This window comes from Noviherbaspirillum sp. (genome assembly GCF_035254685.1).
Lineage (GTDB): Bacteria > Pseudomonadota > Gammaproteobacteria > Burkholderiales > Burkholderiaceae_D > Noviherbaspirillum.
This window is the reverse complement of the sequence record NZ_DATFAI010000004.1, coordinates 49,342-74,220: the sequence shown is the minus strand read 5'-3', so window position 1 is coordinate 74,220 and position 24,879 is coordinate 49,342. Positions and strand designations below refer to the sequence as shown.

Below are 24,879 nucleotides of genomic sequence, written 5' to 3'. Positions count from 1 at the left end.
CTGGCGGAGTCTCTACAAGAGGCCGAGGCTTTCTGCCGGCATGACGACGGTCGAACCCGGTATGTCGACGGCGAACAAAGAGAACGGCCACATGTCGAACAGCGGCACGTACTGTACGGGTGTGCATGCGCCGTTCTGCATCGTGCATACCGACGCTTCCACAAAATTGATGCAGCCCGGCAGCTTGCTGACGCAGGCAGTGATGTTGTCGACCGGGTCCGCGGGCAGCGGGTCAGCCACCACGCCGGCTCCGGACGCATCGACGTTGTTCAGGTAACGGATGCTGACCGCGAGATTGCTGATTTCGCCCGCTGCCGGCAGTTTCACGTCGCCGGTGGTGCCGGGCTGGAACACGGCGTAACGCTGTATGGCCGGCGCATCCCAGACATACCGCACCACGGCTTCGCGCGCGGCGCGTCGCGTCACCTCCTGCACGGTATTCCAGAGATAGAACAGACGGCCCATTTCGATGATGCCGAAGATGACGGTCAGGAAGGCAACGGCCACCAGTGCGAATTCGACGGTGGCAGCGCCGCGCTGGGGAGATGTCTGTGTACGGGACATGATTGGCATCCTTCAGGCGATATCACATGCGGCGCATTGTTGTGCCCGGATCGAGCGTGATGGGCAGAGGCGTCAGGCGGCCGGTCGGGAAAATCACCGGGAACAGGTCGCCGATCGTCAGGGTGTAGCTGACATCGACACGCAGGTAGTGGGGCGGGTTGCCATCCTCACAGTTCGCCTGCTGGTAATTGCTGTCATAGCAGATCACGGTGACATCGTCGGTGCCCAGGTCGGCCGGAATGCCGGCCGCGCGCGAAGCATTCACGACGAGCGCGGCAGCGCTCGGGATACCGCTGCTGGCGAATGTTTCGGGCGCAGTGATGGAGAGCAGGCGCGCGGCGTCGCGCGTGGATTTGGCGAGCGCATCGTAATACCAGAAGGCGCGGCCCAGCTCGACGATCACACCCGTCATGAGCAGCAGCGGAATCAGCAGGATCGCGAATTCCACCGCGGCCGAACCGGATTGCCTGCGTACTGAGGTGCGTTTTGCGATGAAAGGAAACATGGTCGCTCACCGGAATAGGGTAATTTGCGCCGAGGGCAACGGCGGCGTGGCCAGTCCCACGAACTCGCCAACCAGTTCTTTCGGCAGGTTCGCCTGCTTTTGCATGAAGAAGCGGCCGACGCCGAGCAAGGGCAGCTTCTGGCTGCAACTCTGGCCGGCCATGCCCGTGATGCCGGAACAATTGATGATGGCAAGGTTGAGAACGCGGCGGCCTGCGCGCGGCGTGTAACTGCCCGGAGGCGGTGCGCGGAAATAGGTGCCGCTGGTCTGCAGGTAGGGTGGCGGATCCGGGTAATTCGCATTGGCGCTGCCGCCGTAGAGCGCGGGCCAGTCGGCGGTCGTGCGATCTTCGCCGGTGCTTGCATTCATCTCATGAACGGCCGACCACAAGACACCGTAGTTCGCGAAATCGGCGGCGGTTGGTGCGGGCGGTCGCGTTCCGGAGGAGGCCGGGTCGACGGCCACGTCATGCGGGAAATAGAAGGGCTTGCCGGGGTTCGCGCCGCCGGACCAGATCCCGATGGTTTGTCCAGCCGGCGTGGGGTTCATCCAGTCCACCGTGGTGGCAGACAGGCCGCCCGGCAGGTTCTTGTCACAGGGCACTTGCGCCAGGTCAACCGGGAGGGTCACCTTGGGACCGACGCAGTCGTACTGCTGGACGTTCACATCCGGCGGCGCGGAGGAGGGGTCGCATGCCTGGCCACCCGTGTAGGCCTTCGGGTCGGCGAAGCGTGAATTGAGCGGGCCGTTCATTACCGCTTGCGAACCGGTATTGACCCACACGTAACCGCCGGGAATCTTGACGTCGATGGCGGAACGCCCGGTACAAACGTAGGGTGCAAGGACTGGGGTGTTGCCGTTCTTCGGATCGCAGGTGCCGCTGCCTGGTGTGTCGACCGGATTGATCCAGATCGGGACGCCGTTCGACAGCGGGTTGAGGTCCGGCACATTGTAGGCAACGCCGCGGATGAAGCCGAATTCCGTCGTCACGTCAGTCGACACCGCGCACACGCCGATGGACGCGCTTTTGATGACATAGCGTCCGGCGACGGCGCGCGCGGAGACGTCGAAATTCAGGATGTTCCAGATGCCGGCGAACCAGGAATCGAGCGAGCGGTTGCCGGTCGAGACCTCCATGTAGGACAGGCCGAAGGCGGCGGCGTCCGAGGTGACGGTATCGAGCGTACGCATGCAGCCGTCATCGGGGCAGTCGCCTACGCGAATGGTCAAGCCCGCGTCCGATGCGTCCGTTCCCACCGCCTTGGTAAAGTCGTATTCATTGTGCCGCGCAATGCCGATCGCATCGGCCACGCCCGCGTTGATCCCGGCAAGCGAGTCGTTGAGTTGTCTCGCTCCGGCCAGCGCGGCGGCATCCGCGCCATTCTGCAGGCCGGTCCTGGCGATGTAGACATGGCCAAGATCGACTGCGAGCGCGAGCATGCCGACCAGCACGAACAGGAGGATGCCTGCCATGATGGCGATGGCGCCCTCCTGGCGTTTCATGAGGCTGAAATTGCGAATCATCCTGATCTCCATGACACGGTGCCGCTTGATGCCGGCGAACGAAGCTCAGCGCGAACCCGATCCCGCTCCGGAGCCGGAGCTCGATCCGGCGCCGATGTTGATGCTGAAGGTGTTGGCCGGTGTCTTCGGATGGCTGAACGACTTCTTGTACTGCCCGATCGCTTCCTTCGCGGCCAGGCCGTCAACCTGGATCGCTTCGGTGCTGGAGGACGCCGACGGGTCGAGCGTTTGCTGTGCCTTGAGCATGTTGACGCTGTCGCCGAAGCGGCTGTCCAGGTTGGGCGTGGACTCGCATCCGGCGAAGGTTGCGCAGGCGATGAGTGTGGACACGGTCAGTGCGGTTTTCATGCGCATCTCCTATTTGAGTTCGAAGCCGGACGGCTTGCCGGAAGACGACGAGGCTGGCGCGGAAGACTGCTGCGCCGGTTTCGCGGGCGCGTTGCCTTCCATCTTCCCGCCGAGGAAGAACTCGCCGCGGGTCGGCGGCACGAAGCCATCCGTGGGCAGCGGGTAATTCGGCGCCAGCGGCTTGACCAGGCGCGGCGTCACGACAAAGACCAGCTCGGTGCGATCGCTCTGGAATTCGCTGCTGCGGAACAGCGCACCGAGCACGGGCACTTCGCCGAGGAAGGGGAAGGCCTTGATGTTTTCGGTGACGTTGTTCTTGATCAGGCCGCCGATGGCGAAGCTCTGTCCGTCATGCAGCTGCACCGTGGTTGCGGCGCGGCGTGTCGTGAACAGCGGCAGAACTGCGCTGGTGCCGAGCGAGGAAATGCCGGCACCTTCGCGCGACAGCTCAGACACTTCCGGCGCCACCTTCAGATTGATGCGTCCGCCGTCGAGCACTGTCGGTGTGAAGCGCAGGCTCACGCCGAACTCGCGCTCTTCCAGCGTGATGGTGTTGGTCGGAGTGATGCCGGTTGTGGTCGAATAGACCGGAATGAAGATCTTGCCGCCGGCGAGGAAGCTGCCCTCCTGTCCGCTCACCGCCATCACGGTCGGCTCGGCGAGAATCTTCACCAGGCCATCCTTCTTCTCAGCATCGACGGTGATCGAGTCGCCGTTAGGCGCCTTCACGATGTTCAGCTTGCCGGCGCCGTCCGAGAGAAAATTCGACAGCAGCGCAGCGGTCCAGTCACCGCGATGCAGGGTGCCGGCGAGGTTCACGCCCAGCTTGTCGAGCAGGGTCTTGGAAATTTCCGCCACTTTCACTTCCAGCATGACCTGTTGCGGCGCGGCCACTGCCAGCATGTTGACGATGCGCTCATCGCCCGTTCCACCTGCACCACCTCTGCCGCCGCCCTTGCGCACGAAGGCGCTGGCGATGGAGATCGCATTTTCGACCGCGAGCGCATCGGACACTGTGCCGCTCAGGACCAGCGAATCTGCCACCGCGCCGACCTTGATGTTCTTCTCGCCGGGAAGCAGTTGACGCAGTTTGGACTCGACGGAAGCGGTGTCAACGCCGACCGCGACTTCCACCATCGCGCAGCGGCCTTCCTTGTTCTGGAACATCAGGTTGGTCGAGCCGATCTGCTTGCCGAACAGGAAGAACATGGAGCGCGGCGTCGGCGAGGTCATCGGTTCAACCTGGACGATGTCCGGGTCGCCCACCGTGCGCAGCCACGCCGGGCCGGGTATGTTCAGCTGGCGCAGGTCGAGCAGTGCCGATTTCGCGGCGGGTACGTTCATGTAGGCTGTCGGTGCGAATTCGTCGACGCAGGTCGGTGTTGCCAGCGGAGCGGGCGCGGTGCCCGATTTCACGGCTTTCTTGTCGCCGGGTTTGGCCACTGCCTTTGTCACCACTTCCTTCGATGCAGCAGGCGCCTCATTTTTTTTGCTTTGCGCTTGTGCGCCGGGAGGCAGTCCGAGCGCGAGGATGGCGGCGACCGTCAGGAGGCAAGGAGAGAAGCGCTTGATAGTATGGGTAGCACGGGTAGCACGTGATGCCGGTTTGGTATTCTTCTTCATGGCTCTTCCCCTATTCCTGCAGTTGGTAGCATTGGCTGATGCGTCCGTCGCCCGTGATCACTTCCTGGCATTGCTCCTTGTGCGCGGCCGGTTTCGCGGCGGGGGCGGATGCCTTTTTCACTGCGCGGACTTTCTTTGCCGGTGCCGGCTTGGCTTCAGGCTTACTTGCCTCGAGCACATAGGCCACCGGGTTCAGCAGGCTGTGCTTGGTTGCGCCGTCGGTCAGGGCCGGCTTGGGATCGACCTGGTTGCGTAGCGCGAGCGACAGTTGTCCGACGCTGCGCGCCAGGTCCAACTTCTCCGCTTCCTCTGGCGTCACTTCGAGCGTCACCGCATTCACCACCTTCGGCTTGGTTTCATCGCGGCTCGCTTCCTGCGCCACCGCGAGCACCAGGATGTGTTCGAGCACGATCTTGGAGATGTTGTTGTCGCGGCCGACGCCCTTTTCCTTGTTCTCCGCCTGCGTGCTGACCAGGATGTCGACGTAATTGCCCGGCAGCGCGAAGCCCGCTACGCCCACCACGTCATTGACGCGCACCGTCATCGCGCGCTTGCCTTCGGCCACCACCGCGGACAGGCCGCCCTTTGTTCCTATGGGCGCGAGCTTTGATTCGAGCACCGGCTCGCCACGCAGCAGGCTCACGCGCGCGACACGCGTGTCGAGCGCCTTCACGTCGTTAGTGCTGCCCGCCGGCAGGCTGCCCGCCGGCCAGTCGACCAGCCGGATCATGTCGGGCGACAAGCGCGTGCCGAGGTTGATGTCGGTTGCAGCCACCACCACCTTGTTGGTGGAGAGGCCGGCCTTTGCGGTGATCCACTGGGATGCAAACAGAACCGCAGCAATCGCCGCGAGTATGGACACGCCGATCATGATGACTGCTCTGGTGTTTTTCATAGGACCTTCTGCGTGGTGATGTGGACAACTTGATGTCCATGTCTCGCATGCCGCCGCACAGACCGGGCGGCATGCGGCATGGAATCCTCCCTTGCGAAACGAAACCGGTCATGAAGTGTCGATATCCTGGATGTGCATCGTCAGCTCCATGCATAGAAATAGAAGACGTCCCGGTGGCCGAGTGCGGCCAGGCCGAGGTAGATGAAGGTGCCCAGCGCGATGGCGATCGCATACGGCAGCCGTCCGGCGGAATCGGGGACCGCGTCAAGGACGGGCGCTTCGTGCAAGGCCGCCTTGAAATAGGTGGCCAGCATCATGGTCTGCAGGTTGCGCCACATGCGCCGGAATGATCCGGTGCGCAGCGTATAGACGATGGCGAGCAGGCCGCCGGCCAGCATCATGAAGGCAATCACATACACGATCGCATGTGGGCCGAGGAAGGCGCCGATCATGGCGACCAGCTTGACGTCGCCGGCACCCATTGCATGGAGCATATACAGGGGCAGCATGATGGCCAGGCCGAGGCCAAGGCCGTATAGCGCCATGCGCCACCCAAGCGCGCCCGGCAGCGCGCTGGCGAATCCGTTGCCTTCCGGGAGGAAGGTATTGAGAGCGAGGCCCAGGAGCGCGCCGCCGTACACCAGTGCATTGGGTATGCGATAGCGCCGGATGTCCGACCACGTCGCAGCGACCAGCAGGGCGCACAATAAGGCGCTCACGGCTGCGGCCATGCTTGCGGGGGTCAGGAATTCCATGGAGTCTCCTCGTTCAGTCTGCCAGTCAAAGGGCGACTGCCGGACCGGCAGTCGCCATCTGCGTTTTCAAGGAACGAACGACACCCACGGCGGGAAACAGCCGTACCGTCTCTCAGGCCTGCTGTTGCTGGGCCTGTTCAGCGTTATTGGAAAATGTCGATCGTCCAGCGTGTCATGCGTCTATGCGGATGCCGTGCGCGCAAGGTTCTGCGAACGGCATCGTTTCGGCGACGATGTCAGGCGCAGTCGGCTGTGTTCGTCGGATTCGGAAGTGCTTGCAGCACGGTGCAGAATGCCGTGTGCAGAGTCGTGCCCAACGAGGCGACCACAGCAACGATCACCGCAGCAATCAATGCAACGAGCAAACCATATTCGACACCAGCCGCACCGCTTTCGTCGCGGAAGAACTTCTTGAGTGCATTCATCGTGAACTCCCTTGAGGTTGAATTAAAGGTACTACGCGCTTGTTCTGACCGGCACCGCTGATGATCAATGAAGCCGCTGACCCAACGTTTCCGATCGGAGAACTCGTGATAACTGGGAAACAGTTTCTCGCAAGCTTCAACGCGGGAGTTGACGAGAAACAAACAGCAGAACGCTGCAAGGGGGAAAGTTCCGGGTCGGAGGCAAGTTCTCTGACTGATGTCAAACGAAGTTGCAAACTGTCACGATATTTCGTTTGCGTGAGGAAATTTATCGCGCTCCGGGAGGCAAATAATCTCCTGCTGGAGAAAATATGCGGCTGAAATGCGGGAAGTGAGGATGGAGTTATTGCCTCGCTGAATTGTGTCGAACAGAAAAGCGAGGCAATATTTGACGCGCCTCAGTGCAGAGGCGCAATGATGCGGCAGGGAATCAGCGCTTCACGAAGACGAGGTCCCATACGCCGTGCCCGAGCCGCAGGCCGCGATTCTCGAATTTCGTTACCGGGCGATAGGCGGGGCGTGGCGCGTATCCGTCGGCCGTGTTGCGCAGTGCCGGTTCATCACCCAGCACCTGCAGCATCTGTTCCGCATAGTCCTGCCAGTCGGTGGCGCAATGCACGTAGGCGCCGGGCTTGAGGCGCGAGACAAGCAGCTTCACGAACGGCGGCTGGATCAGGCGCCGCTTGTTGTGCCGCGCCTTGTGCCACGGATCGGGGAAGAAGATGTGCACGCCGTCGAGCGAGTCCGGCGCGATCATGTGCGTGATGACCTCGACGGCATCATGCTGGATGATGCGCAGGTTGCCGAGATTCTGTTCACCGATCAGCTTGAGCAGGCTGCCCACGCCGGGTGTATGCACTTCAACGCCGATGAAATTCTTCTCCGGCATGCCGGCGGCAATTTTCGCCGTGGTATCGCCCATGCCGAAGCCGATTTCGAGGATCGTCGGCGCGGCACGCCCGAACGCCTGATCGAAATCGAAGGGTGCCTTGACGTAAGGAATGCAGAACGTCGGCCCGAGCGTGTCGAGTGCTTTCGCCTGTGCGGTGGAAAGACGCCCGGCGCGCGTCACGAAACTGCGGATGCGGCGTTCCGTCGGGTCGTAAAGCATCGGCTTGCTGGCGTCGTCGGAATGGTTGTCGGACATGCGCGATCGGAGGTGGGAGTGTCAATAAAAAAGGCACCGTGCGGTGCCCGTTGTACCTGTTTGACCTGGAGCGGGTGAAGGGAATCGAACCCTCGTCGTAAGCTTGGGAAGCTTCTGCTCTACCATTGAGCTACACCCGCGAGAACCCGCATTTTACGCGGGATTGCGGTTGGTGTGCAAACGGCGAGTGCAAAGGACAAGGTCCCGGTCCGCTTTCCGCCCATAGGCCGCCGCAAGATGCAGGAATCGCAACATGGGGCGGCCACCTCGAACCATGATCGATCAGGGATAGGCGTAGGGCGCTGGCGGCGTCACCCTCTCGCGGTAGTTCGAGGAATTGAGCCGCTGTGAAATTTCCTGCAGTTGTCTTTGCTGAATTTCCTGGGCCTGCATCAGCTTTTCCTGCTGATCGGCCACCGCTTCAAGCTTTCGGCTGGCCGGCATGCCGCCGGCCAGCAGGGAAAAGCGGTCAGATGCCGCCCATGCAGAGGTACTTGATTTCCAGGTACTCGTCCATGCCGTACTTGGAGCCCTCGCGCCCCAGTCCGGATTGCTTGACGCCGCCGAACGGCGCCACCTCGTTGGAGATGATGCCGGTGTTGATGCCGACCATGCCGTACTCCAGCTTTTCCGACACGCGCCAGATGCGACCGATGTCGCGCGAATAGAAGTAGCTGGCGAGGCCGAATTCGGTGTTGTTGGCGGCTGCGATCGCTTCATCCTCGGTCTTGAACTTCGAGACCGCGGCGACCGGGCCGAAGGTTTCTTCGCGCATGATCTTCATGTCGGCGGTCACGTTGGACAGCACCGTCGGCTCATAGAAATGTCCGCCGAGCGCATGCGGCTTGCCGCCGGTGAGCACCTTCGCGCCCTTCGAAACGGCATCGGCCACGTGGTCCTGCACCTTGGCGACGGCCTGGTCGTCGATCAGCGGGCCTTGCACCACGCCCGGTTCGAAGCCGCTGCCGACTTTCATCTTCGCCGCGCCGGCCGCGAGCTTTTCGACGAACGCATCGTAGATCGATTCATGCGCATAGAAGCGGTTGGTGCAGACGCAGGTCTGGCCGGCATTGCGGTACTTCGATGCGAGCGCGCCCTCTACGGCGGCATCCAGATCGGCATCGTCGAACACGATGAAGGGCGCGTGGCCGCCGAGCTCCAGGCCGAGTTTTTTCACCGTGGGCGCGCTTTGCTGCATCAGGATGCGGCCGACCGGCGTCGATCCGGTGAAGGACAGGTGGCGCACGATCGGACTGTCGCACAGCACCTTGCCGACCTCGATGGAGCGCTGTGCATCCGCGGTGACGATGTTCATCACGCCTGGCGGCAGGCCGGCGCGATGTGCCAGTTCAGCCATCGCCAGTGCCGACAGCGGCGTCTGTTCCGCCGGCTTGATGACAATGGTGCAGCCTGCCGCGATGGCCGGTGCGACCTTGCGCGTGATCATCGCAATCGGAAAATTCCACGGCGTGATCGCGGCACACACGCCGATCGGCTGCTTGAGCACCACCATGCGCTTGTCGCTCCAGGTCGAGGCGAGCACATCGCCGCACACGCGCTTGGCTTCTTCCGCGAACCATTCGACGAAGCTCGCGCCGTAGAGGACTTCGCCCTTCGCCTCGGCCAGCGGCTTGCCTTGCTCCGCGGTCATGAGGGCAGCGAGGTCATTCGCATGCAGCAGCAGCAGCTCGAACCACTTGCGCATGACCGCCGAGCGTTCCTTGGCGGTTTTCGCGGACCAGGACGGGAAGGCCGCATTGGCGGCATCGATCGCGTCGCGCGCTTCTTCCGCACCCATGTTGGGCACCGAGGCAATGGTCTTGCCGTCGGCCGGATTGATGACCGGGAACGTCGACTCCGCGCTGATCCACACGCCGTTCAGATACGCCTGGGTGCGGAGCAGGGAAGCGTCACTGAGTTGGGGTATGCCTTTGGCCTGTTGTTGCATGACTCGTCTCCGTACGAAGTGGGGTGATGGGCAAAAAATAAAGCATAACCCAATCGTCGAAGCCTTGCTCAGCGGCCCCGGCTTCACACCTGCCGGCGCGCGAAGCCGGGGAGCCAGCAGCGATCAGGCCGGCTTCGGCTTCGCTTCCTCGCGCCGGTTGAACCCCGCCACCATGTCGAAGCGGAACAGGCGGCATTCCAGCGCGCCGTTGAAGAATGGTGTCTTGCGCGATTCTTTCAGGCGCAGCATCTTCGGCAGGCTCAAATCGGCGGTGAACAGGAACACCTGCCAGCCGGCAAAGCGCTGCTTCAGGGTGCCGCTGAACTCACGATAGAAAGTGGCTGCCATCTCATCCGGCTCCTGCGAGCGGTCGCCGCGCACACCGATGCGCTCGCCATAGGGAGGATTGGTCAGGATGATGCCGGGCGTCTCGCTCGGCGCCTTTACTTCCTGTGCCTCGATCTGCTTTAGCGGTACCTCGAACTGGATACCCGCGTTGCGCAGGTTATTGCGCGTCATGACGATCATGTCGCCGGAAATGTCGCTGCCGAAAATGCTCGGCGCGGTCGGCATCGGATTCGGCCGGAAGCTCCCCTTGATGGCAAGCCACTCATCCTTGTCGAACCCGAGGAATTTTTCAAACGCGAAACTGCGGCGCGCACCAGGGGGAATGCCGGCGAGGATCTGTGCCGCTTCCACAATGATGGTGCCCGAGCCGCACATCGGGTCGAACAGCACCGTTCCCGGCTTCCAGCCCGCCACCCGCAGCAGCCCGGCAGCGAGGTTCTCGCGCAACGGCGCATCGCCTGTTTCCTGGCGCCAGCCGCGCTTGAACAGCGCTTCGCCGGACGTATCGAGATACACGGTATAGGTATTCGCGTCGAGGAAACCAACGATGCGCATGTCCGGCGTGCGTGTATTCACCGACGGGCGCTTCGCATACAGATCGCGGAAGCGGTCGCACACGGCGTCCTTGATCTTCAGCGTCGTGAACTCCAGGCTCTTCAGCGGCGACTTGATCGCAGTGAGGTCCACGCGGATCGTGTGGTCGACGTCGAACCATTCCTCCCACGGCTGCGCCAGCGTCAAATCGTAGATATCGTTTTCGTTCTTGTAGCTGCCGTTGGCCATGCGCAGCAGGACGCGCGAAGCGATGCGCGAGTGCAGGTTGATGCGATAACTGTCCGCCAGCGCCCCCGAGCAATGCACGCCGCCCGGCACCTGGTTATGCACCTTCAGCGTGCGGCTCTGTTGCGCAATCTCGTTGATCTCTTCCGCCAGCGCCGCCTCCAGCCCGCGCGGGCAGGGACAGAAAAATGAATAAGTCATGGGGTACCCTTTATCCGTAAGTAAAAATCATGTGTCCACGGAAAACACGAAAAACACGGAAAAAGGCTTTTCACGTCGATACCTGCAAACCGCGAGTGCCACAAAAAGTTTTCCGTGTCTTTCGTGTTTTCCGTGGACAAGAAAGCCGTCCGTGGAAAAGCCGACAGTGCGCGTCAAGCCATCCCGGCAAACGCGCGCTCGACGAAGTCCAGCCGGTCCTGGCCCCAGAAGCCTTCGCCGTTGACGACATACCAGGGCGAGCCGAAGACGTTGGCGGCGATGGCGTCGTCGGTGTAGCGGTCGTATTCGCTTTGCACGCTGGCAGTCTCGGACGACTTCAGCAGGGCCTTGCCGTCGTGGCCGCATTCGAGCGCAAGTGCGGCCAGGGTGTCGGCGTCGTTGATGTTCCGTTCTTCCACCCACACCGCGCGCATAATCGCGCCGGTGAGCTTGAGCGCGGCGTCCGTCCCGTGCGCGAGGCGGGTGGCGATAATCAATTTCGCTGCCGCGTCGGGAGGTACCGGAAAGAACTTCGGCTGCAGATTGAGCGGGATGTTCAGGTACTCGCTCCAGCGCTTCAGCTCGACAAGGCGGTATGCCTGCCGTTGCGGCGGCCGTTTCGCCAGCGGCAGCCCGCCGGAGACGCTGAACACCCTGCCGAGGTCGCAGGGCTTGATGTCGATCTGCACGCCGTATTTTTTTGCCAGCGTGATGAATCGCTCGTGACCGAGATAGGCCCACGGCGATTGCGGTGCAAAGAAGTATTCGCAGGTCTTCGCCATGACGGCCTCCAGCGCAGTTTAGAAAGGTTTGACGACCACGAAGATCACCACCAGCAGCAGGGCGATGGTCGGCAGTTCATTGAACCAGCGGAACCAGACATGGCTGCGCTTGTTCGCGCCGCGTTCGAATGCCTTCAGCAGCGCACCGCACCAGTGCTGATAGCCGACCAGCAGCACGACGATCGCGAGCTTCGCATGCATCCAGCCGTTGCCCGGGCCGACCTTGCCGATGCCGTAGTAGAGCCACAGCACCAGGCCGAGGACGAGCGCGGGTACTTCCAGCATGAACATGAAGCGGTACAGCTTGCGCGACATCATCAGCAAACGCTGCGTGGCAGCCGGTTCGGTTTCCATCGCCATGTTCACGAAGATGCGCGGCAAGTAGAACAGGCCCGCGAACCAGGAGGCGACGAAGAAGATGTGGAATGCCTTTACCCAGAGCATCAGCAGGTTTCCCTTGTGGAGTGATTATTCACGAACTTCGCCGTGGCCGAAGACGACGTATTTGAGCGACGTCAGTCCTTCCAGTCCTACCGGGCCGCGCGCATGCAACTTGTCGTTCGAAATGCCGATCTCGGCACCCAACCCGTATTCGAAGCCATCTGCAAAGCGTGTCGATGCATTCACCATCACCGACGCAGAATCGACTTCGCGCAGGAAACGCATGGCCCGGCTGTAGTCCTCGGTCACGATCGCATCGGTATGCTGCGAGGAGTAAGTGTTGATGTGCTCGATGGCCTGGCCGACGTCATCCACGATCTTCACTGCAAGGATGGCAGCGAGGTACTCAGTGCGCCAGTCTTCCTCGCTGGCGGCCGCGAGGTGCGGATAGCCGGCGAGGATCGCGCGCGCCTCGTCATCGGCGCGTAGTTCCACATCCTTGGTACCGTACAGTTCCGCCAGCTTTGGCAGGATCTGCGGCGCAATGCCGCGCGCCACCAGCAGCGTTTCCATGGTGTTGCAGGTGCCGTAGCGATGGCATTTGGCGTTGAAGGCAATCTTCAGCGCCTTCTCGATGTCCGCCTTGTCATCGATGTACACGTGGCAGATGCCGTCGAGATGCTTGATCATCGGCACCTTCGATTCCTTCATCAGGCGCTCGATCAGTCCCTTGCCGCCGCGCGGCACGATCACGTCCACATACTGCGGCATGGTGATCAGTTCGCCCACGGCAGCACGGTCAGTCGTCTCGACGATCTGCACGGCATCTTCCGGCAGTCCTGCGCCGGCGAGGCCTTCCTTCACCAGCTTTGCCAGCGCCTGGTTGCAATGGATCGCTTCCGAGCCGCCGCGCAGGATGGTGGCATTGCCGCTCTTGATGCACAGCCCGGCGGCATCGACCGTTACGTTCGGACGCGCTTCGTAGATGATGCCGATTACGCCCAGAGGCACACGCATCTGGCCGACCTGGATGCCGGTCGGCCGGTACTTCATGTTCGAGATTTCACCGATCGGATCGGGCAGGGCGACGATCTGCTCCAAGCCTTCGGCCATGGTCGCGATCGCCCTGTCCGAGAGCGTCAGGCGGTCAAGCATCGCATCCGCCAGGCCGTTGGCGCGGGCCGCCTCCAGGTCCTTCTGGTTGGCAGCGCGCAGCGCCGGCGCATCGCGGCGGATGGCAGCGGCGATCAGCGACAGCGCCTGGTTCTTCGCGCGGGTATCGGCCTTGGCCATCGCGCGCGATGCCTTGCGGGCGCGCTGGCCGACGTCGTTCATGTAATGCTTGATGTCCATGTGTTGACTCTGATTCAACTATTCAAAATCCGTAAAGCGATGATCGGTGATTTCGCTGCCGCATTGACGTGCCGGCGCAATAATTTTTATCCACGGAAAACACGGAAAGCACAGAAATTTCTTTCTTTTCCGTGACTTCCGTGTTTTCCGTGGACATCTATAACGCAACGGTCACGACAACGGTGCGCATAGCTCACACCAGGATGCTGTCCGCGTTGGTGTGTACTGCACACTCCGCCTGTGATCCATGGTGCAATTTTTTGTCCACGAAAAGCACGAAAAACACAAAAAAGAAATTTCGTGTCTTTCGTGTTTTTCGTGGACATTCATAACGCTGCAGCCACGACCACGGTACGCGTGGTGCACCCTACGATACTGCAGCATCGGTGCGCCTGGCACATTCTGCGAGTGGTTCACGCCGTAATAATCTCTGTCCATGGAACATACGAAAAACACGAAAATTTGTTTCTTTTCTGTGTTTTCAGTGTTTTCCGTGGACATCCATCATGCACTAGCCGCGCGCCACCTTCAATCCGAGCTGCAGCAACGCATCCCATGCATCGCCGGCAAACGCCTTCGTCCGCAATCCCTTAACCATCTTATCGATTTGCGCCGCTTCCTGCAGTGCACCTTGCAGCGTCGACAGCTTCAGCCTGCGCAGCGCTGGCTCCACCAGGCGTTCGCGCTGTCCCCAGACGCGGTTTTCCTTGAACAGCATGCCGATGGCTTTGCCCTGCGCGGTGCCGGCCTTGATCTTCAGCAGCGTGCGGATTTCTTCGGCCATCGCCCACAGTACCAGCGGCAGGGCTTCGCCTTCGCCTTTCAGACCTTCGATCATGCGAACCAGTCGCGTCGCATCGCCGGACAGCATCGCTTCGTTCAGCTTGAAGACATCGTAGCGGGCGACGTTCAGCACCGCGTCCTGGACCTGTTCGAAGCTCAGCTTGCCTTCCGGATGCAGCAGCGCGAGTTTCTGGATTTCCTGGTGCGCCGCCAGCAGGTTGCCTTCGACACGATCCGCGATGAAGTCGATGCTCTGCCTGTCGGCGCTCTGTCCTTGCGCGGCCAGTCGCGCGCCTATCCACGCTGGCAACTGGGGGCGCTCGACCAGCGGAATGTCGATATACACGGCGGCCTGCTGCAGGGCAGCGACCCATGCGCTCTTTTGCGTCTGCCAGTCGAGCTTCGGCAGTGCGATCAGCGTCACGTTGTCGGGATTCAGCGATGCTGCGTAATTCTGCAGCGCCTGCCCGCCATCCTTGCCCGGCTTGCCGGTCGGAATGCGCAACTCGATCAGCTTGCGTTCGCCAAACAGCGATTGCGACTGGTTTGCCGCGAGCAGTTCGCCCCACTTGAAGCTGCGCTCGACCACCAGTACCTCGCGCTCCGAAAGGCCTTGCGCGCGCGCCGCCTTGCGGATCTTGTCGGCGGCTTCGAGCGCCAGCAGGTGTTCATCGCTGGTGATCACATACAGGGGCCCGAGCGATTTCGCCAGGTGCGCGTCAAGGGCGTCGAGCCGCAGCTGCATGCTGGTCCTCAGGCGCGCTTGAGCACGGCCATCCGGCGCAGGATCTGCTGCACCAGGTCGGACTGCATGTCGCGGTAGAGCATTTCCTCTTCCTTCTCTTTCGCGATGGCTTGCGCTTCGTTGAAGCTGAGGTCGCGCTTGAGCGTGATCTCGGTCGGCGGCAGCAGCTCGACACCCTTCGGATCGGTCACCCGAAAGCGCACCTTGTAGTACAGCGTGTGTTCGCGCGGACGGCCCTGCGTGTTCAGCAGGACGGTCGTGTTCCTTGTCTCGGACAGCACCTCGAGGATCGCCTCGGCCGCTTTCGGATCGGGCACGATGGTCGTCTCTCCGCTGGCGCGGATATTGCGACGCAGCTCGACGCCGAGCGGCGAGGTTTCCGGAACGCCAATGTAGATCGTCTTGAACGGCAGGTTGGCCTCGCCGTTTGCCCCGCGCAGCTGGAAGCCGCATGCGGACAGCGCAAGGACGGAAGTCAGGGCAAGGACGGCTCGGCGTTTCATGCGGGCTCCGGAAAGATCAGGCGACAATGTTGACCAGCTTGCCGGGCACGACGATCACCTTCTTCGGCGTGCCTTCGACAAACTTCTTCACGTTCTCGTTGGCCAGTGCGGCCGCTTCGATCGCCGCCTTGTCCGCATCCTTCGGCACCTTCACGCTGCCGCGCAGCTTGCCGTTGACCTGCACCACCAGCTCGATCTCTGCCTGCTCCAGCGCGGCCGGATCGACCTTTGGCCACGGCGCATCGAGAATGTCGCCGAATGCCGTTGCGAAGCCGAGTTCCTGCCACAGCACGTGGGTGATGTGCGGCGCAACGGGGTACAGCACGCGCAGGAAGATTGACAGGCACTCCGCGGTCACCGCATTGGTCTGCGCGGAATCTTCCAGCTTCGCGCCTTCCATCGTGTTCAGCATCTTCATGCAGGCGGACACGACGGTGTTGTACTGCAGGCGATGGAAGTCATGGTCGGCCTGCTGCAGGATCTTGTGGATCTCGCGGCGCAGCGCCTTGTGCGGCTCGGGCAGCGCGCTGAAGTCGATCTCGGAAGATGCCTTCACACGATCTGCCTGCGCAAAGGCGAAAGCCCACACGCGGCGCAGGAAGCGGTTTGCGCCTTCGACACCGGCGTCGTTCCACTCCAGCGTTTGCTCCGGCGGTGCGGCGAACATGACGAACAGGCGGGCGGTGTCCGCGCCGAACTGGTTGATCAGTTCCTGCGGGTCGACGCCGTTGTTCTTCGACTTCGACATCGTGCCCACGCCTTCGTAGTTCACCGCCGAACCGTCGCTCTTGAGCTTCGCACCGATGATGCGGCCGCCGTCGTCGTACACGTTTTCGACATCCTGCGGCCAGAAGTATTCGATGCCGCCCTGCGGCGTGCGACGCGAGTAGATGTGGTTCAGCACCATGCCTTGCGTCAGCAGGTTGACGAAGGGTTCGTCGACTTTGACCAGGCCCAGGTCGCGCATGACTTTGGTCCAGAAGCGCGCGTACAGCAGGTGCAGGATGGCGTGTTCGATGCCGCCGATGTACTGGTCCATCGGCATCCAGTAGTTCGCACCTTCGGCCACCATCTTTTCGTCGTTCTTCGGGTCGCAATAGCGCATGAAGTACCAGGACGAATCGACGAAGGTGTCCATCGTGTCCGTCTCGCGGCGCGCCGGCTTGCCGCACTGAGGGCAGTCGCAGCGCAGGAAATCCTCGCGCTTGTTAAGCGGATTGCCGGTGCCGTCCGGCACGCAATCCTGCGGCAGCACGACCGGCAGATCCTTCTCTGGAACGGGGACCGAACCGCAGCTTTCGCAGTGGATGATCGGGATCGGCGTACCCCAGTAGCGCTGGCGGCTGATGCCCCAGTCGCGCAGGCGCCAGGTCGTTTTCTTTTCGCCGATGCCCTTGCCGGCGAGGTCGGCCGCTACCTTGTCAACGGCTGCCTTGTAGCTCAGGCCATCATAGGCGCCGGAATGTACGGTCACGCCGCGCTGCTTGTCGGCATACCATTCCTGCCATGCGTCGGTGGAGTAGGTCTCGTCCTTGACGGCAATCACCTGCTTGATCGGCAGCGAATACTTCTTCGCGAAGGCGAAGTCGCGTTCGTCATGCGCCGGCACGCCCATCACGGCGCCGTCGCCGTAGCTCATCAGCACATAGTTGCCGACCCATACCTCGACTTGTTCGCCGGTCAGCGGATGGGTGACAAACAAGCCGGTCGGCAGGCCTTCCTTTTCCTTCAGCGCGAGCTCGGCTTCTGTCGTGCCGCCTTTCTTGCATTCTTCGATGAAGGCGGCGAGCTTCGGATTCGACGCAGCCGCGTGCGTGGCCAGCGGATGTTCCGGCGCCACCGCGCAGAAGGTCACGCCCATGATGGTGTCGGCGCGCGTGGTGAACACGAACATCTTGCCGTCCTGGATCAGGTTGCCCTGCGCGTCACGGATGTCGTGCGGGAAGGCGAAACGCACGCCTTCGCTCTTGCCGATCCAGTTTTCCTGCATGATGCGCACGCGCTCCGGCCAGCCCGGCAGCTTGTTGACGACGCAGTCGAGGAGTTCTTCCGCGTATTCGGTGATCTTCAGGTAGTAACCCGGAATTTCGCGCTTCTCGACCAGCGCGCCGGTACGCCAGCCGCGGCCGTCGATCACCTGCTCGTTGGCCAGCACCGTCTGGTCGACCGGGTCCCAGTTCACGACCTGGGTCTTGCGGTAGGCGATACCTTTTTCCAGCATCTTGAGGAACAGCCATTGATTCCACTTGTAGTAGCTCGGATCGCAGGTCGCCACTTCGCGCGACCAGTCGATCGCCAGACCCATCGCCTGCATCTGCTTCTTCATGTAGGCGATGTTCTCGTAGGTCCATTTCGCGGGCGGCACGCCGTTCTTCAGCGCCGCGTTTTCCGCCGGCAGGCCGAAGGCGTCCCAGCCCATCGGCATCAGCACGTTGTAGCCGTTCATGCGCAGGTGGCGCGCCAGCATGTCGTTGATGGTGTAGTTGCGCACATGGCCCATGTGCAGCTTGCCAGACGGGTAGGGCAGCATCGAGCAGGCGTAGAACTTCTGCTTGTCCTTGCCGTTCTTGTCTTTCGCATGATCGACGGTCTTGTACGCGTCGATCGCGTGCCAATGGTCTTGCGCCGCCTTTTCGACATCGGCGGGGAGATATTTTTCTTGCATGACGAATGGAGCTGGAAGTGGATGGATGTAAACCAGTCATTATACTGGTTCAGCGCCTTGCATAGCGCCTCGGTGGCGGACGGATTTGCCCGAAAAATCAGCGCAGTAGCAGGTTCAGCGCGGGTTGTTCGCCATTCCCGGCGTAGCGTTCATTGACTTCGGCGACACACTCCTCGAGCGCCGCAAAGATGCTCGGGGCAGATTTGCGCAGGATGTCCGTGTGCAAGAGCTCGATTTCCAGCGTTTCCGCGGGCTTGAGCCTGAAACTTGACATGCCGTCATCATCACGCAGCCCGCTCAGGCAATCGATCCAGGCATCCATGTTGCGGCCATAGAAATCCGGAAAGCCGAAAGCGGCCTTGCATTGTTCATGAAAGGCCGCCCAGGAGGTGATTTTCCGGCTGTCGAGGCGAACGGAGGGCATTACTGCTTTGTTTCCTTTGATTCGGTCACAAAACCCATCTTGGTGATGCCGCTGGTCTGTGCAGCCGACATCACCTGCGCAATGATTTCGTAGCGTGTCGACTTGTCGGCACGCAGCTGCAGTTCGGGCTGCGGGCTCTTTTGTGCTGCCTGTGCCAGTTTTGCAGCGAGATCCTTCTGTTCGATCGGATCATTGTTCCAGAAGATTTTTCCCTCACCATTGATCGAGAGCGAAATCGTTTCCGGTTTCTCGGGTGCCGCACTCGACTGCGCAGTCGGCAGGTCGAGTTTGATCGCATGGGTGAACAGGGGCGCGGTGATGATGAAGATCACCAGCAGAACCAGCATCACGTCCACCATGGGCGTGACGTTGATGTCCGCGATCGGGGCCTGCTTGCCGTTCTCGTTGAATCCGCCAAATGCCATACCAGCCTCCGCTATTGCTTGCCGACGCGCGAACCGGTGGTCAGGTAGGCGTGCAGATCGTGCGCGAAGCCGTCCAGTTCTGCCAGCGTGACGCGGTTGACGCGGGTGAAGGCGTTGTAGGCGAGCACTGCGGGAATCGCCACGACGAGGCCGAGCGCCGTCATGATCAGCGCTTCGCCGACCGGGCCGGCGACTTTGTCGATCTGCACCGTGCCGGCTGTCGATACCGCCAGCAAAGCGTGGTAGATGCCCCAGACGGTGCCGAACAGACCGACGAAGGGGGCCGTTGAGCCCACCGAGGCGAGCAGCGTCAGGCCGCTTTCCAGGCGCGACGACACCCGGTTGATTTCCTGGCGCAAGGTGCGCGTGATCAACTCGCTCGGATCCACGTTGGCATTCAGGGAGCCGGCTTGCGAACTGACGTTGGCGGCCTGGGCGCTCTGCGCGGCCAGCGGCGTGTAGACGTTTTCGCTGTCGGCGTTCCGGACGATCGCAATGGCATCGTTGAGTGTCGGTGCTTTCCAGAATCCCTCCAGCGCGCCGGCGCTGCGGCGGATGCGCCACGAACTCCATGCCTTGGAAAAGATATAGTACCAGCTGACAACCGACATCAGCAGTAGCACATAGGCGACGGCGTGGGTGATGGCGTCGCCCTGTGCCCAGTAGTGCGCAAAACCGAGGGTTTGATTCATGGTGTGCGAAGGGAAATTAATTGTTCTGAAGTGTAAACGGAATGGCAAGCTGATACCACTCGGAGACTGGCTTGCCATCGACGGTTGCCGGCTTGAAGCGCCAGGTCTGCACCGTGCTTTTCGCCGATTCATCGAGCAGCGGATAGCCGCTGGACGTCTTGATTTCCACGGCGCCGGCCGTGCCATCCGCCTTGACCAGCACCCGCAGCACGACGGTACCCTGTTCTTCATTCATGCGCGACAAGCGGGGATAAGGCGGCTTGCGGTTGCTGGCGGCGTAAGCCGCATCGGATGCGGTTGTCTTGACCGGCGGACTGGCGGCCGCAGTGGATGCCGGTGCGGACGGTGTGGCCGGCGCGACTGTTGCCGGAGCCGCAGGCGGCGCATTCGTGCTGGTTGAAGGCGCTCTTGTTTCGGGTGCCGGTGCGGGCGCCTTGGCCACCGGCGCGGGAGTTTCGTGCGGACGGATCGTCTCCGGCTTTGGCCGCGGACGATGTTTCGGCTCCGGCTCCTTCTTCGCCTGCGGTACTGGCGCGGGTTGTGGCGTCGCCGGAAGGGGAGTGGGCGGAAGCGGTTTCGGAGGCTGCATCAGCTGGATTTCCACCGGCGCAGGCCGGGTTTGCTGCGGCTGTTCGGCGGGCAGGCCGATGACAACGACCGCAACCAGCGCTGCGTGCAGCAGCAACGTGGCCGCGACTGCGACGACGGGCGATGCTGATTTCATGCAGCCAGCCGATCCTGAGAGGTGGTGCTTCTTCTACGGATCAGCGCAGCCCCAGCACGTCCTGCATGTCGTACAGGCCGTTCGCCTTGCCGGCCAGGAAGCGCGCCGCACGCAGGCTGCCCAGCGCGTAGCTGACGCGGCTGGAAGACTTGTGCGAAATCTCGATGCGCTCGCCGATGCCGGCGAACAGCACGGTATGGTCGCCCACGATGTCGCCGCCGCGGATGGCCGCGAAGCCGATCGAGGAGGGATCGCGCTCGCCGGTGACGCCTTCGCGCGCGAACACCGCAACATCCTTCAGCTTGCGTCCCTGCGCCTCGGCAATGACTTCGCCCATCATCAAAGCCGTGCCCGACGGCGCATCAACCTTGTGGCGATGGTGCGCCTCGATGATCTCGATGTCGTAACCGTGCGAAAAACTCTTCGCCGCCATTTCCAGCAGTTTGAGCGTGACATTGACGCCGACGCTCATGTTGGGCGCAAACACGACGGACGTCTTCTTCGCGGCTTCGGCGATGGCTGCCTTGCCCGCTTCATCGAAACCGGTCGTGCCGATGATCATCTTTACGCCATGCGCAGCGCAGTACTCGAGGTGCTTCAGCGTGCCCTCGGGACGGGTGAAATCGATCAGGAATTCCGCATTGGCGAGACCCTTGGCCAGGTCGGATTCAATATTCACGCCCGACGCCTTGCCGAGGAAGGCGGCGGCATCGGTGCCGATGGAAGGCGAGCCGGCGACATCCAGCGCGCCGGTCAGGACGGCGTCGTCCGCACCCCGGACGGCTTCGATCAACATGTGGCCCATGCGGCCGGAGGCGCCTGCAATGGCGATTTTCATTGGATTCATGGCGATGCTCGAACTGTTATTTGTTGGGCGCCGAACCTGGTGCGGCGGCGGCGATGAAGGCAAGGTATTCCTGTTCGGTCGGCAGGACGCCGCTGTCGATGCTGGCCAGACGGTTATCCTTGAAGTAGACGGTGACGCGGCTGGAAATGATTTCGCCCGAGCCTTTCTTCAGGCGAAACACGTAATCCCAGCGATTCGCATGGAAAATGTCGGTCAGCAGCGGTGTGCCCAGGACGAAACGTACCTGCTCTGGCGTGATCGCTTCCTTGCGCTGCATGCCTTCCTTGAGCTGGTTGACCATTTCGCGTGAAATGAAATTCCCCTGCTGCACATCGATGCGATAGGGCGTGAGGATGCCGAGGAAGCGCTGGATGCGCGTCGGCTTGATGTCCGTGACACCGCTCGCGCCTGGCATTTGCGCCGCGACCGTTGTGCCTTCCGCGCTCTGTGTATTCTGAGCAGCCTGCTCCGCCGGTTTGGCGGTGCTGGCGGTCGTGGACGCCGGCTCATCGATCAAGGGGTTCCTGGAGGCGCATCCCGCCAGGGTGGCGGCGAGGGCCAGGATCAGGGAGCCGATCATGGCAGGTGTGCGATGAGTGCGGTAGGATGGCATGCGCGACATTCGAATAGTGGGTTTCAATTCATTGAGCAATTGGGCCAAAACGCTATATGATAAAGCAGATAACCGCAATCCGACGAATAACATGCCTACCAATCCTTCCGAGCTGAAAGCCAGCGGCCTGAAAGCCACTTTGCCGCGGCTGAAGATTCTCGACATATTCCAGAACAGCCAGGTCCGTCATCTGAGCGCCGAGGATGTCTACAAAATCCTTCTGACAGAGAACATGGATGTCGGTCTGGCAACTGTCTACCGCGTGCTCACCCAGTTCGAGCAGGCGGGGTTGTTGCACCGTAATCATTTCGAGACCGGCAAGGCGGTGTTCGAACTGAACGAAGGCTCGCACCATGACCACCTTGTCTGTCTCGATTGCGGGCGCGTGGAAGAATTCTTCGACGAAGAAATCGAGAAGCGCCAACAGAGCGTGGCCCGCGAACACGGGTTCGCCATTGCCGAGCATGCCTTGGCCCTGTACGGTCACTGCATCAAGAAAGATTGTCCGCACCGGCCGCGCTGAATCCCGGATTGCGCAAGCCGTGCACGCGACCTGCATCCATCCAGAATAGTCACTTCTCTTCCAAATCGACCCTGTACTGTGCGCATCCGCGGCGCGTATCGCGCGGCTGTGCCGTCAATGGCGAAAATCAACAAGACAATGAAGGTCGAAACACGAAATTTCACTCGCAAGGTGGTCTACGGCCATGCCGCGGTCCTCTTGTCGGGAGGCGCCGTGATACGCGGTCGCACCAAAGACCTGTCGCTGGGCGGTGTCGGACTGCAACTGGCCGACCAGATTGCTACAGGAACGAATTGTTCCGTCCTATTCGAAGCGCCGCTGAACGGCAACATGGTCAGGGTGAGTGCGACTGCAAAGGTGATTTACTGCATCCTGAGGGGACCGGATGACTTTCGGGTCGGCCTGCAGTTCGTCCAGCTTGATGCCGCGAACAACAAGACGCTGGCCGAACTGATGCTCTGACTCCTTGCCTGCCACGCAGGCTTCAGGAATGGCTCAGCGCGTTCGACAGCAGCTTCGCGGTGATGTCCACGATCGGGATCACCCGCTCATAGGCCATGCGCGTCGGACCAATGACACCCAGCGTGCCGACGATCTTGCCGTTGACCTCGTAGGGAGCGGTCACTACGCTCATTTCGTCTACCGGAATAAGCTGCGATTCGCCGCCGATGAAGATCTGCACGCCGGTCGCCTTGCTGGAGACGTCGAGCAGCTGCATCAGGCTGGTTTTTTGCTCGAACAGGTCGAACAGCTTGCGCAGCGATGTCATATTGGAAGCCAGGTCGCTCACGCTGAGCAGGTTGCGCTCGCCGGATATCACGACCTCATCCTCGTTTTCCGCCATCGCGTCGCTGCCGGCCTCGACCGCTGCCTGCATGAGTCTGGTCATGTCGTCGCGCAACTGGCGCAATTCACTTTGCAATCCCACGCGTACGTCGTCGAAGCTCTGGCCGGCAAAATGCTGGTTGATGTAGTTCGCGGCCTGTACCAGTTGCGCCGGCGTGTAGTCGACGTCGGTCAGCAGCAGGCGGTTCTGTACGTCGCCATTCGGCGCCACGATCACGAGCAGGATGCGCTTTTCCGACAGCCGCAGGAATTCGATCTGCTGGAACACGGATTCATGACGCGGCGTCAGTACCACGCCGGCGAATTGCGACAGCTGCGACAACACCTGCGCCGCATTGGTGATGATCTTTTGCGGCGAATTGGACTGGCGGCGCGGTTGCAGTCGGGACTCCACAGTGGTTTCATCGATGGCCTGGACCGTCAGCAGGGTATCGACAAACACCCGGTAGCCGCGAGGCGTCGGGATGCGTCCGGCTGAGGTGTGCGGGCTGGCGACAAAGCCCATTTCCTCCAGGTCCGCCATGATGTTGCGGATGGTCGCGGGCGACAATTCCAGTCCGGAGATTTTTGACAATGCGCGTGAACCGACCGGTTGTCCGTCAGCGATGTAACGTTCAACGAGTGCCTTGAGCAGCGTCTGTGCGCGAGAATCGAGTTGCATTCGAGTATTGTAACGAGCCGGTGTGGCAGGTGCCATAGTCTGTTGCGGTATGTGGCCGCGCCAGCGCTTGATTGTTATCAGAGTTTCACTGTCCGTTCCTTCAGCCATTGATCCAGCTCATACAGGCTGGTGCAGACGGCGTCCGGCCGCACATGCCCGGGCAGGTGCCGCGCCGGCTCCAGCCCCCGGTTCATCCAGATGCCTGACAGGCCCGCCTTCTGCGCGCCTTCCACATCGAGCACGGGGTCGTCACCGATGTAGACCGCTTCCTGCGGCAGCACGCCAATCGCGTCGCACGCGGCATGGAAAATGGTCGCGTCGGGCTTGGCGCAGCCGATATGATGCGCCGCCACCGATACCTGGAATAAATGCGCAAGGCCGATGGCCTGCAGATCCGCCACTCCGTTCGATATCGAGCCGACAGCCACGCGGCCTTGCAGGCTATCCAGCATCGGCAGTACATCGTCAAAGGGCGTCACTTCGTTGCGCGCCCGTGAAAATACATCCATCGCATGATCGACCAGCGCAGGATCCTGGCCGGCACGTTCGAACGCTTCCAGCAGCACTGCGCGCCGCAGGCGGCGCAGGTCGATCTGGTACACCGGATCGCTTGCCATCAAGGCCTGCCGGCGTTCGCGCATGCTGTCGATTGTGACACTCGCAGCCACGGCGGGCGCATGCGTTGCCAGCCAGTCATATAGCACGTTTTCGGCGCGCTTGATGACTGGAACAATCGGCCACAGGGTATCGTCCAGGTCGAACAGGACGGCTTTGATAATGGACATATGTGTTCCAAACGGTTTGTTTCAATGATGCGATCCTGTGAAGGATGCCTAAATTATGGTCTAA

General features: G+C 61.5%; 28 protein-coding genes and 1 tRNA gene. 2 read left to right on the top strand and 27 right to left on the bottom strand.

All coding sequences use genetic code 11. The features are described 5' to 3' along the window. Positions 1 to 12 precede the first annotated feature (12 nt). The 25 genes from VJ698_RS01025 to VJ698_RS00905 form a co-directional block, all read right to left on the bottom strand. Entirely contained in the window at positions 13 to 564 is a 552-nt protein-coding gene (locus VJ698_RS01025) for a TadE family protein (RefSeq protein ID WP_324100780.1), read from the bottom strand. Between the two features lie 22 nt (positions 565 to 586). Next, positions 587 to 1,069, bottom strand: a complete 483-nt coding sequence (locus VJ698_RS01020; protein WP_324100779.1) for a TadE/TadG family type IV pilus assembly protein — start codon at positions 1,067 to 1,069, stop codon at positions 587 to 589. A 6-nt stretch (positions 1,070 to 1,075) separates the two neighbouring features. Then, a complete protein-coding gene (locus VJ698_RS01015; RefSeq protein WP_324100778.1) occupies positions 1,076 to 2,593 on the bottom strand; it encodes a Tad domain-containing protein in 1,518 nt (505 codons plus the stop codon). A 45-nt stretch (positions 2,594 to 2,638) separates the two neighbouring features. Then, positions 2,639 to 2,941 (bottom strand): hypothetical protein, encoded by a 303-nt coding sequence (locus VJ698_RS01010; RefSeq protein ID WP_324100777.1) that lies wholly within the window; start codon positions 2,939 to 2,941, stop codon positions 2,639 to 2,641. A 9-nt stretch (positions 2,942 to 2,950) separates the two neighbouring features. Continuing rightward, entirely contained in the window at positions 2,951 to 4,564 is a 1,614-nt protein-coding gene (locus tag VJ698_RS01005) for a type II and III secretion system protein family protein (protein WP_324100776.1), read from the bottom strand. A 10-nt stretch (positions 4,565 to 4,574) separates the two neighbouring features. Continuing rightward, positions 4,575 to 5,459 carry a Flp pilus assembly protein CpaB gene (cpaB, locus tag VJ698_RS01000; protein WP_324100775.1) on the bottom strand — a complete coding sequence of 295 codons (885 nt, stop codon included), beginning with the start codon at positions 5,457 to 5,459 and terminating at the stop codon, positions 4,575 to 4,577. Positions 5,460 to 5,599: 140 nt separating this feature from the next. Then, a complete protein-coding gene (locus tag VJ698_RS00995) occupies positions 5,600 to 6,214 on the bottom strand; it encodes an A24 family peptidase (RefSeq protein ID WP_324100774.1) in 615 nt (204 codons plus the stop codon). Between the two features lie 236 nt (positions 6,215 to 6,450). Continuing rightward, a complete protein-coding gene (locus VJ698_RS00990; protein ID WP_324100773.1) occupies positions 6,451 to 6,639 on the bottom strand; it encodes a Flp family type IVb pilin in 189 nt (62 codons plus the stop codon). 430 nt (positions 6,640 to 7,069) lie between these two features. Then, on the bottom strand, positions 7,070 to 7,786 hold the full coding sequence (gene trmB, locus VJ698_RS00985) for a tRNA (guanosine(46)-N7)-methyltransferase TrmB (protein WP_324100772.1): 717 nt from the start codon (positions 7,784 to 7,786) through the stop codon (positions 7,070 to 7,072). Between the two features lie 66 nt (positions 7,787 to 7,852). Then, positions 7,853 to 7,926 (bottom strand) — tRNA-Gly (locus VJ698_RS00980). Between the two features lie 142 nt (positions 7,927 to 8,068). Further along, a complete protein-coding gene (locus tag VJ698_RS00975; protein WP_324100771.1) occupies positions 8,069 to 8,230 on the bottom strand; it encodes a hypothetical protein in 162 nt (53 codons plus the stop codon). Positions 8,231 to 8,255: 25 nt separating this feature from the next. Beyond that, positions 8,256 to 9,734 carry an NAD-dependent succinate-semialdehyde dehydrogenase gene (locus tag VJ698_RS00970; protein WP_324100770.1) on the bottom strand — a complete coding sequence of 493 codons (1,479 nt, stop codon included), beginning with the start codon at positions 9,732 to 9,734 and terminating at the stop codon, positions 8,256 to 8,258. A 123-nt stretch (positions 9,735 to 9,857) separates the two neighbouring features. Continuing rightward, on the bottom strand, positions 9,858 to 11,063 hold the full coding sequence (locus VJ698_RS00965; protein ID WP_324100769.1) for a class I SAM-dependent RNA methyltransferase: 1,206 nt from the start codon (positions 11,061 to 11,063) through the stop codon (positions 9,858 to 9,860). Positions 11,064 to 11,236: 173 nt separating this feature from the next. Next, entirely contained in the window at positions 11,237 to 11,845 is a 609-nt protein-coding gene (locus tag VJ698_RS00960; protein WP_324100768.1) for a 2-hydroxychromene-2-carboxylate isomerase, read from the bottom strand. An 18-nt stretch (positions 11,846 to 11,863) separates the two neighbouring features. After that, positions 11,864 to 12,289 carry a CopD family protein gene (locus VJ698_RS00955; RefSeq protein ID WP_324100767.1) on the bottom strand — a complete coding sequence of 142 codons (426 nt, stop codon included), beginning with the start codon at positions 12,287 to 12,289 and terminating at the stop codon, positions 11,864 to 11,866. Positions 12,290 to 12,313: 24 nt separating this feature from the next. Beyond that, the gene (locus tag VJ698_RS00950) at positions 12,314 to 13,579 is read right to left on the bottom strand and encodes a glutamate-5-semialdehyde dehydrogenase (protein WP_324100766.1); all 1,266 of its coding nucleotides are present in this window, start codon (positions 13,577 to 13,579) and stop codon (positions 12,314 to 12,316) included. Between the two features lie 511 nt (positions 13,580 to 14,090). Then, complete coding sequence (gene holA, locus VJ698_RS00945; protein ID WP_324100765.1) at positions 14,091 to 15,107, bottom strand: DNA polymerase III subunit delta; 1,017 nt, start codon at positions 15,105 to 15,107, stop codon at positions 14,091 to 14,093. Between the two features lie 8 nt (positions 15,108 to 15,115). After that, entirely contained in the window at positions 15,116 to 15,610 is a 495-nt protein-coding gene (gene lptE / locus VJ698_RS00940; RefSeq protein WP_324100764.1) for an LPS assembly lipoprotein LptE, read from the bottom strand. A gap of 16 nt (positions 15,611 to 15,626) precedes the next feature. After that, positions 15,627 to 18,275 (bottom strand): leucine--tRNA ligase, encoded by a 2,649-nt coding sequence (leuS, locus tag VJ698_RS00935; RefSeq protein WP_324100763.1) that lies wholly within the window; start codon positions 18,273 to 18,275, stop codon positions 15,627 to 15,629. A gap of 97 nt (positions 18,276 to 18,372) precedes the next feature. Further along, a complete protein-coding gene (locus VJ698_RS00930; RefSeq protein ID WP_324100762.1) occupies positions 18,373 to 18,699 on the bottom strand; it encodes a barstar family protein in 327 nt (108 codons plus the stop codon). Next, positions 18,699 to 19,124, bottom strand: coding sequence for a biopolymer transporter ExbD (locus VJ698_RS00925; protein ID WP_324100761.1), 426 nt, complete (start codon positions 19,122 to 19,124; stop codon positions 18,699 to 18,701). Before VJ698_RS00925 ends, VJ698_RS00930 begins: the two co-directional genes overlap by 1 nt. 11 nt (positions 19,125 to 19,135) lie before the next feature. Next, entirely contained in the window at positions 19,136 to 19,816 is a 681-nt protein-coding gene (locus VJ698_RS00920) for a MotA/TolQ/ExbB proton channel family protein (protein ID WP_324100760.1), read from the bottom strand. Between the two features lie 16 nt (positions 19,817 to 19,832). After that, positions 19,833 to 20,540, bottom strand: a complete 708-nt coding sequence (locus VJ698_RS00915; protein ID WP_324100759.1) for a TonB family protein — start codon at positions 20,538 to 20,540, stop codon at positions 19,833 to 19,835. A gap of 40 nt (positions 20,541 to 20,580) precedes the next feature. Then, positions 20,581 to 21,387 (bottom strand): 4-hydroxy-tetrahydrodipicolinate reductase, encoded by an 807-nt coding sequence (gene dapB, locus VJ698_RS00910; RefSeq protein WP_324100758.1) that lies wholly within the window; start codon positions 21,385 to 21,387, stop codon positions 20,581 to 20,583. A 16-nt stretch (positions 21,388 to 21,403) separates the two neighbouring features. Next, positions 21,404 to 21,967 carry an outer membrane protein assembly factor BamE gene (locus VJ698_RS00905; RefSeq protein WP_324100757.1) on the bottom strand — a complete coding sequence of 188 codons (564 nt, stop codon included), beginning with the start codon at positions 21,965 to 21,967 and terminating at the stop codon, positions 21,404 to 21,406. Between the two features lie 124 nt (positions 21,968 to 22,091). On the opposite strand from VJ698_RS00905, the gene fur reads away from it, so the two are divergent. Both fur and VJ698_RS00895 read left to right on the top strand, forming a co-directional pair. After that, a complete protein-coding gene (fur, locus tag VJ698_RS00900; protein WP_324100806.1) occupies positions 22,092 to 22,523 on the top strand; it encodes a ferric iron uptake transcriptional regulator in 432 nt (143 codons plus the stop codon). Between the two features lie 117 nt (positions 22,524 to 22,640). Further along, positions 22,641 to 22,985 (top strand): PilZ domain-containing protein, encoded by a 345-nt coding sequence (locus VJ698_RS00895; protein ID WP_324100756.1) that lies wholly within the window; start codon positions 22,641 to 22,643, stop codon positions 22,983 to 22,985. A 22-nt stretch (positions 22,986 to 23,007) separates the two neighbouring features. Here the strand turns inward: VJ698_RS00895 and hrcA are convergent, their stop codons facing one another. After that, complete coding sequence (gene hrcA / locus VJ698_RS00890; protein WP_324100755.1) at positions 23,008 to 24,030, bottom strand: heat-inducible transcriptional repressor HrcA; 1,023 nt, start codon at positions 24,028 to 24,030, stop codon at positions 23,008 to 23,010. 77 nt (positions 24,031 to 24,107) lie between these two features. Then, the gene (locus VJ698_RS00885; RefSeq protein ID WP_324100754.1) at positions 24,108 to 24,815 is read right to left on the bottom strand and encodes an HAD family hydrolase; all 708 of its coding nucleotides are present in this window, start codon (positions 24,813 to 24,815) and stop codon (positions 24,108 to 24,110) included. Positions 24,816 to 24,879 lie beyond the last annotated feature (64 nt).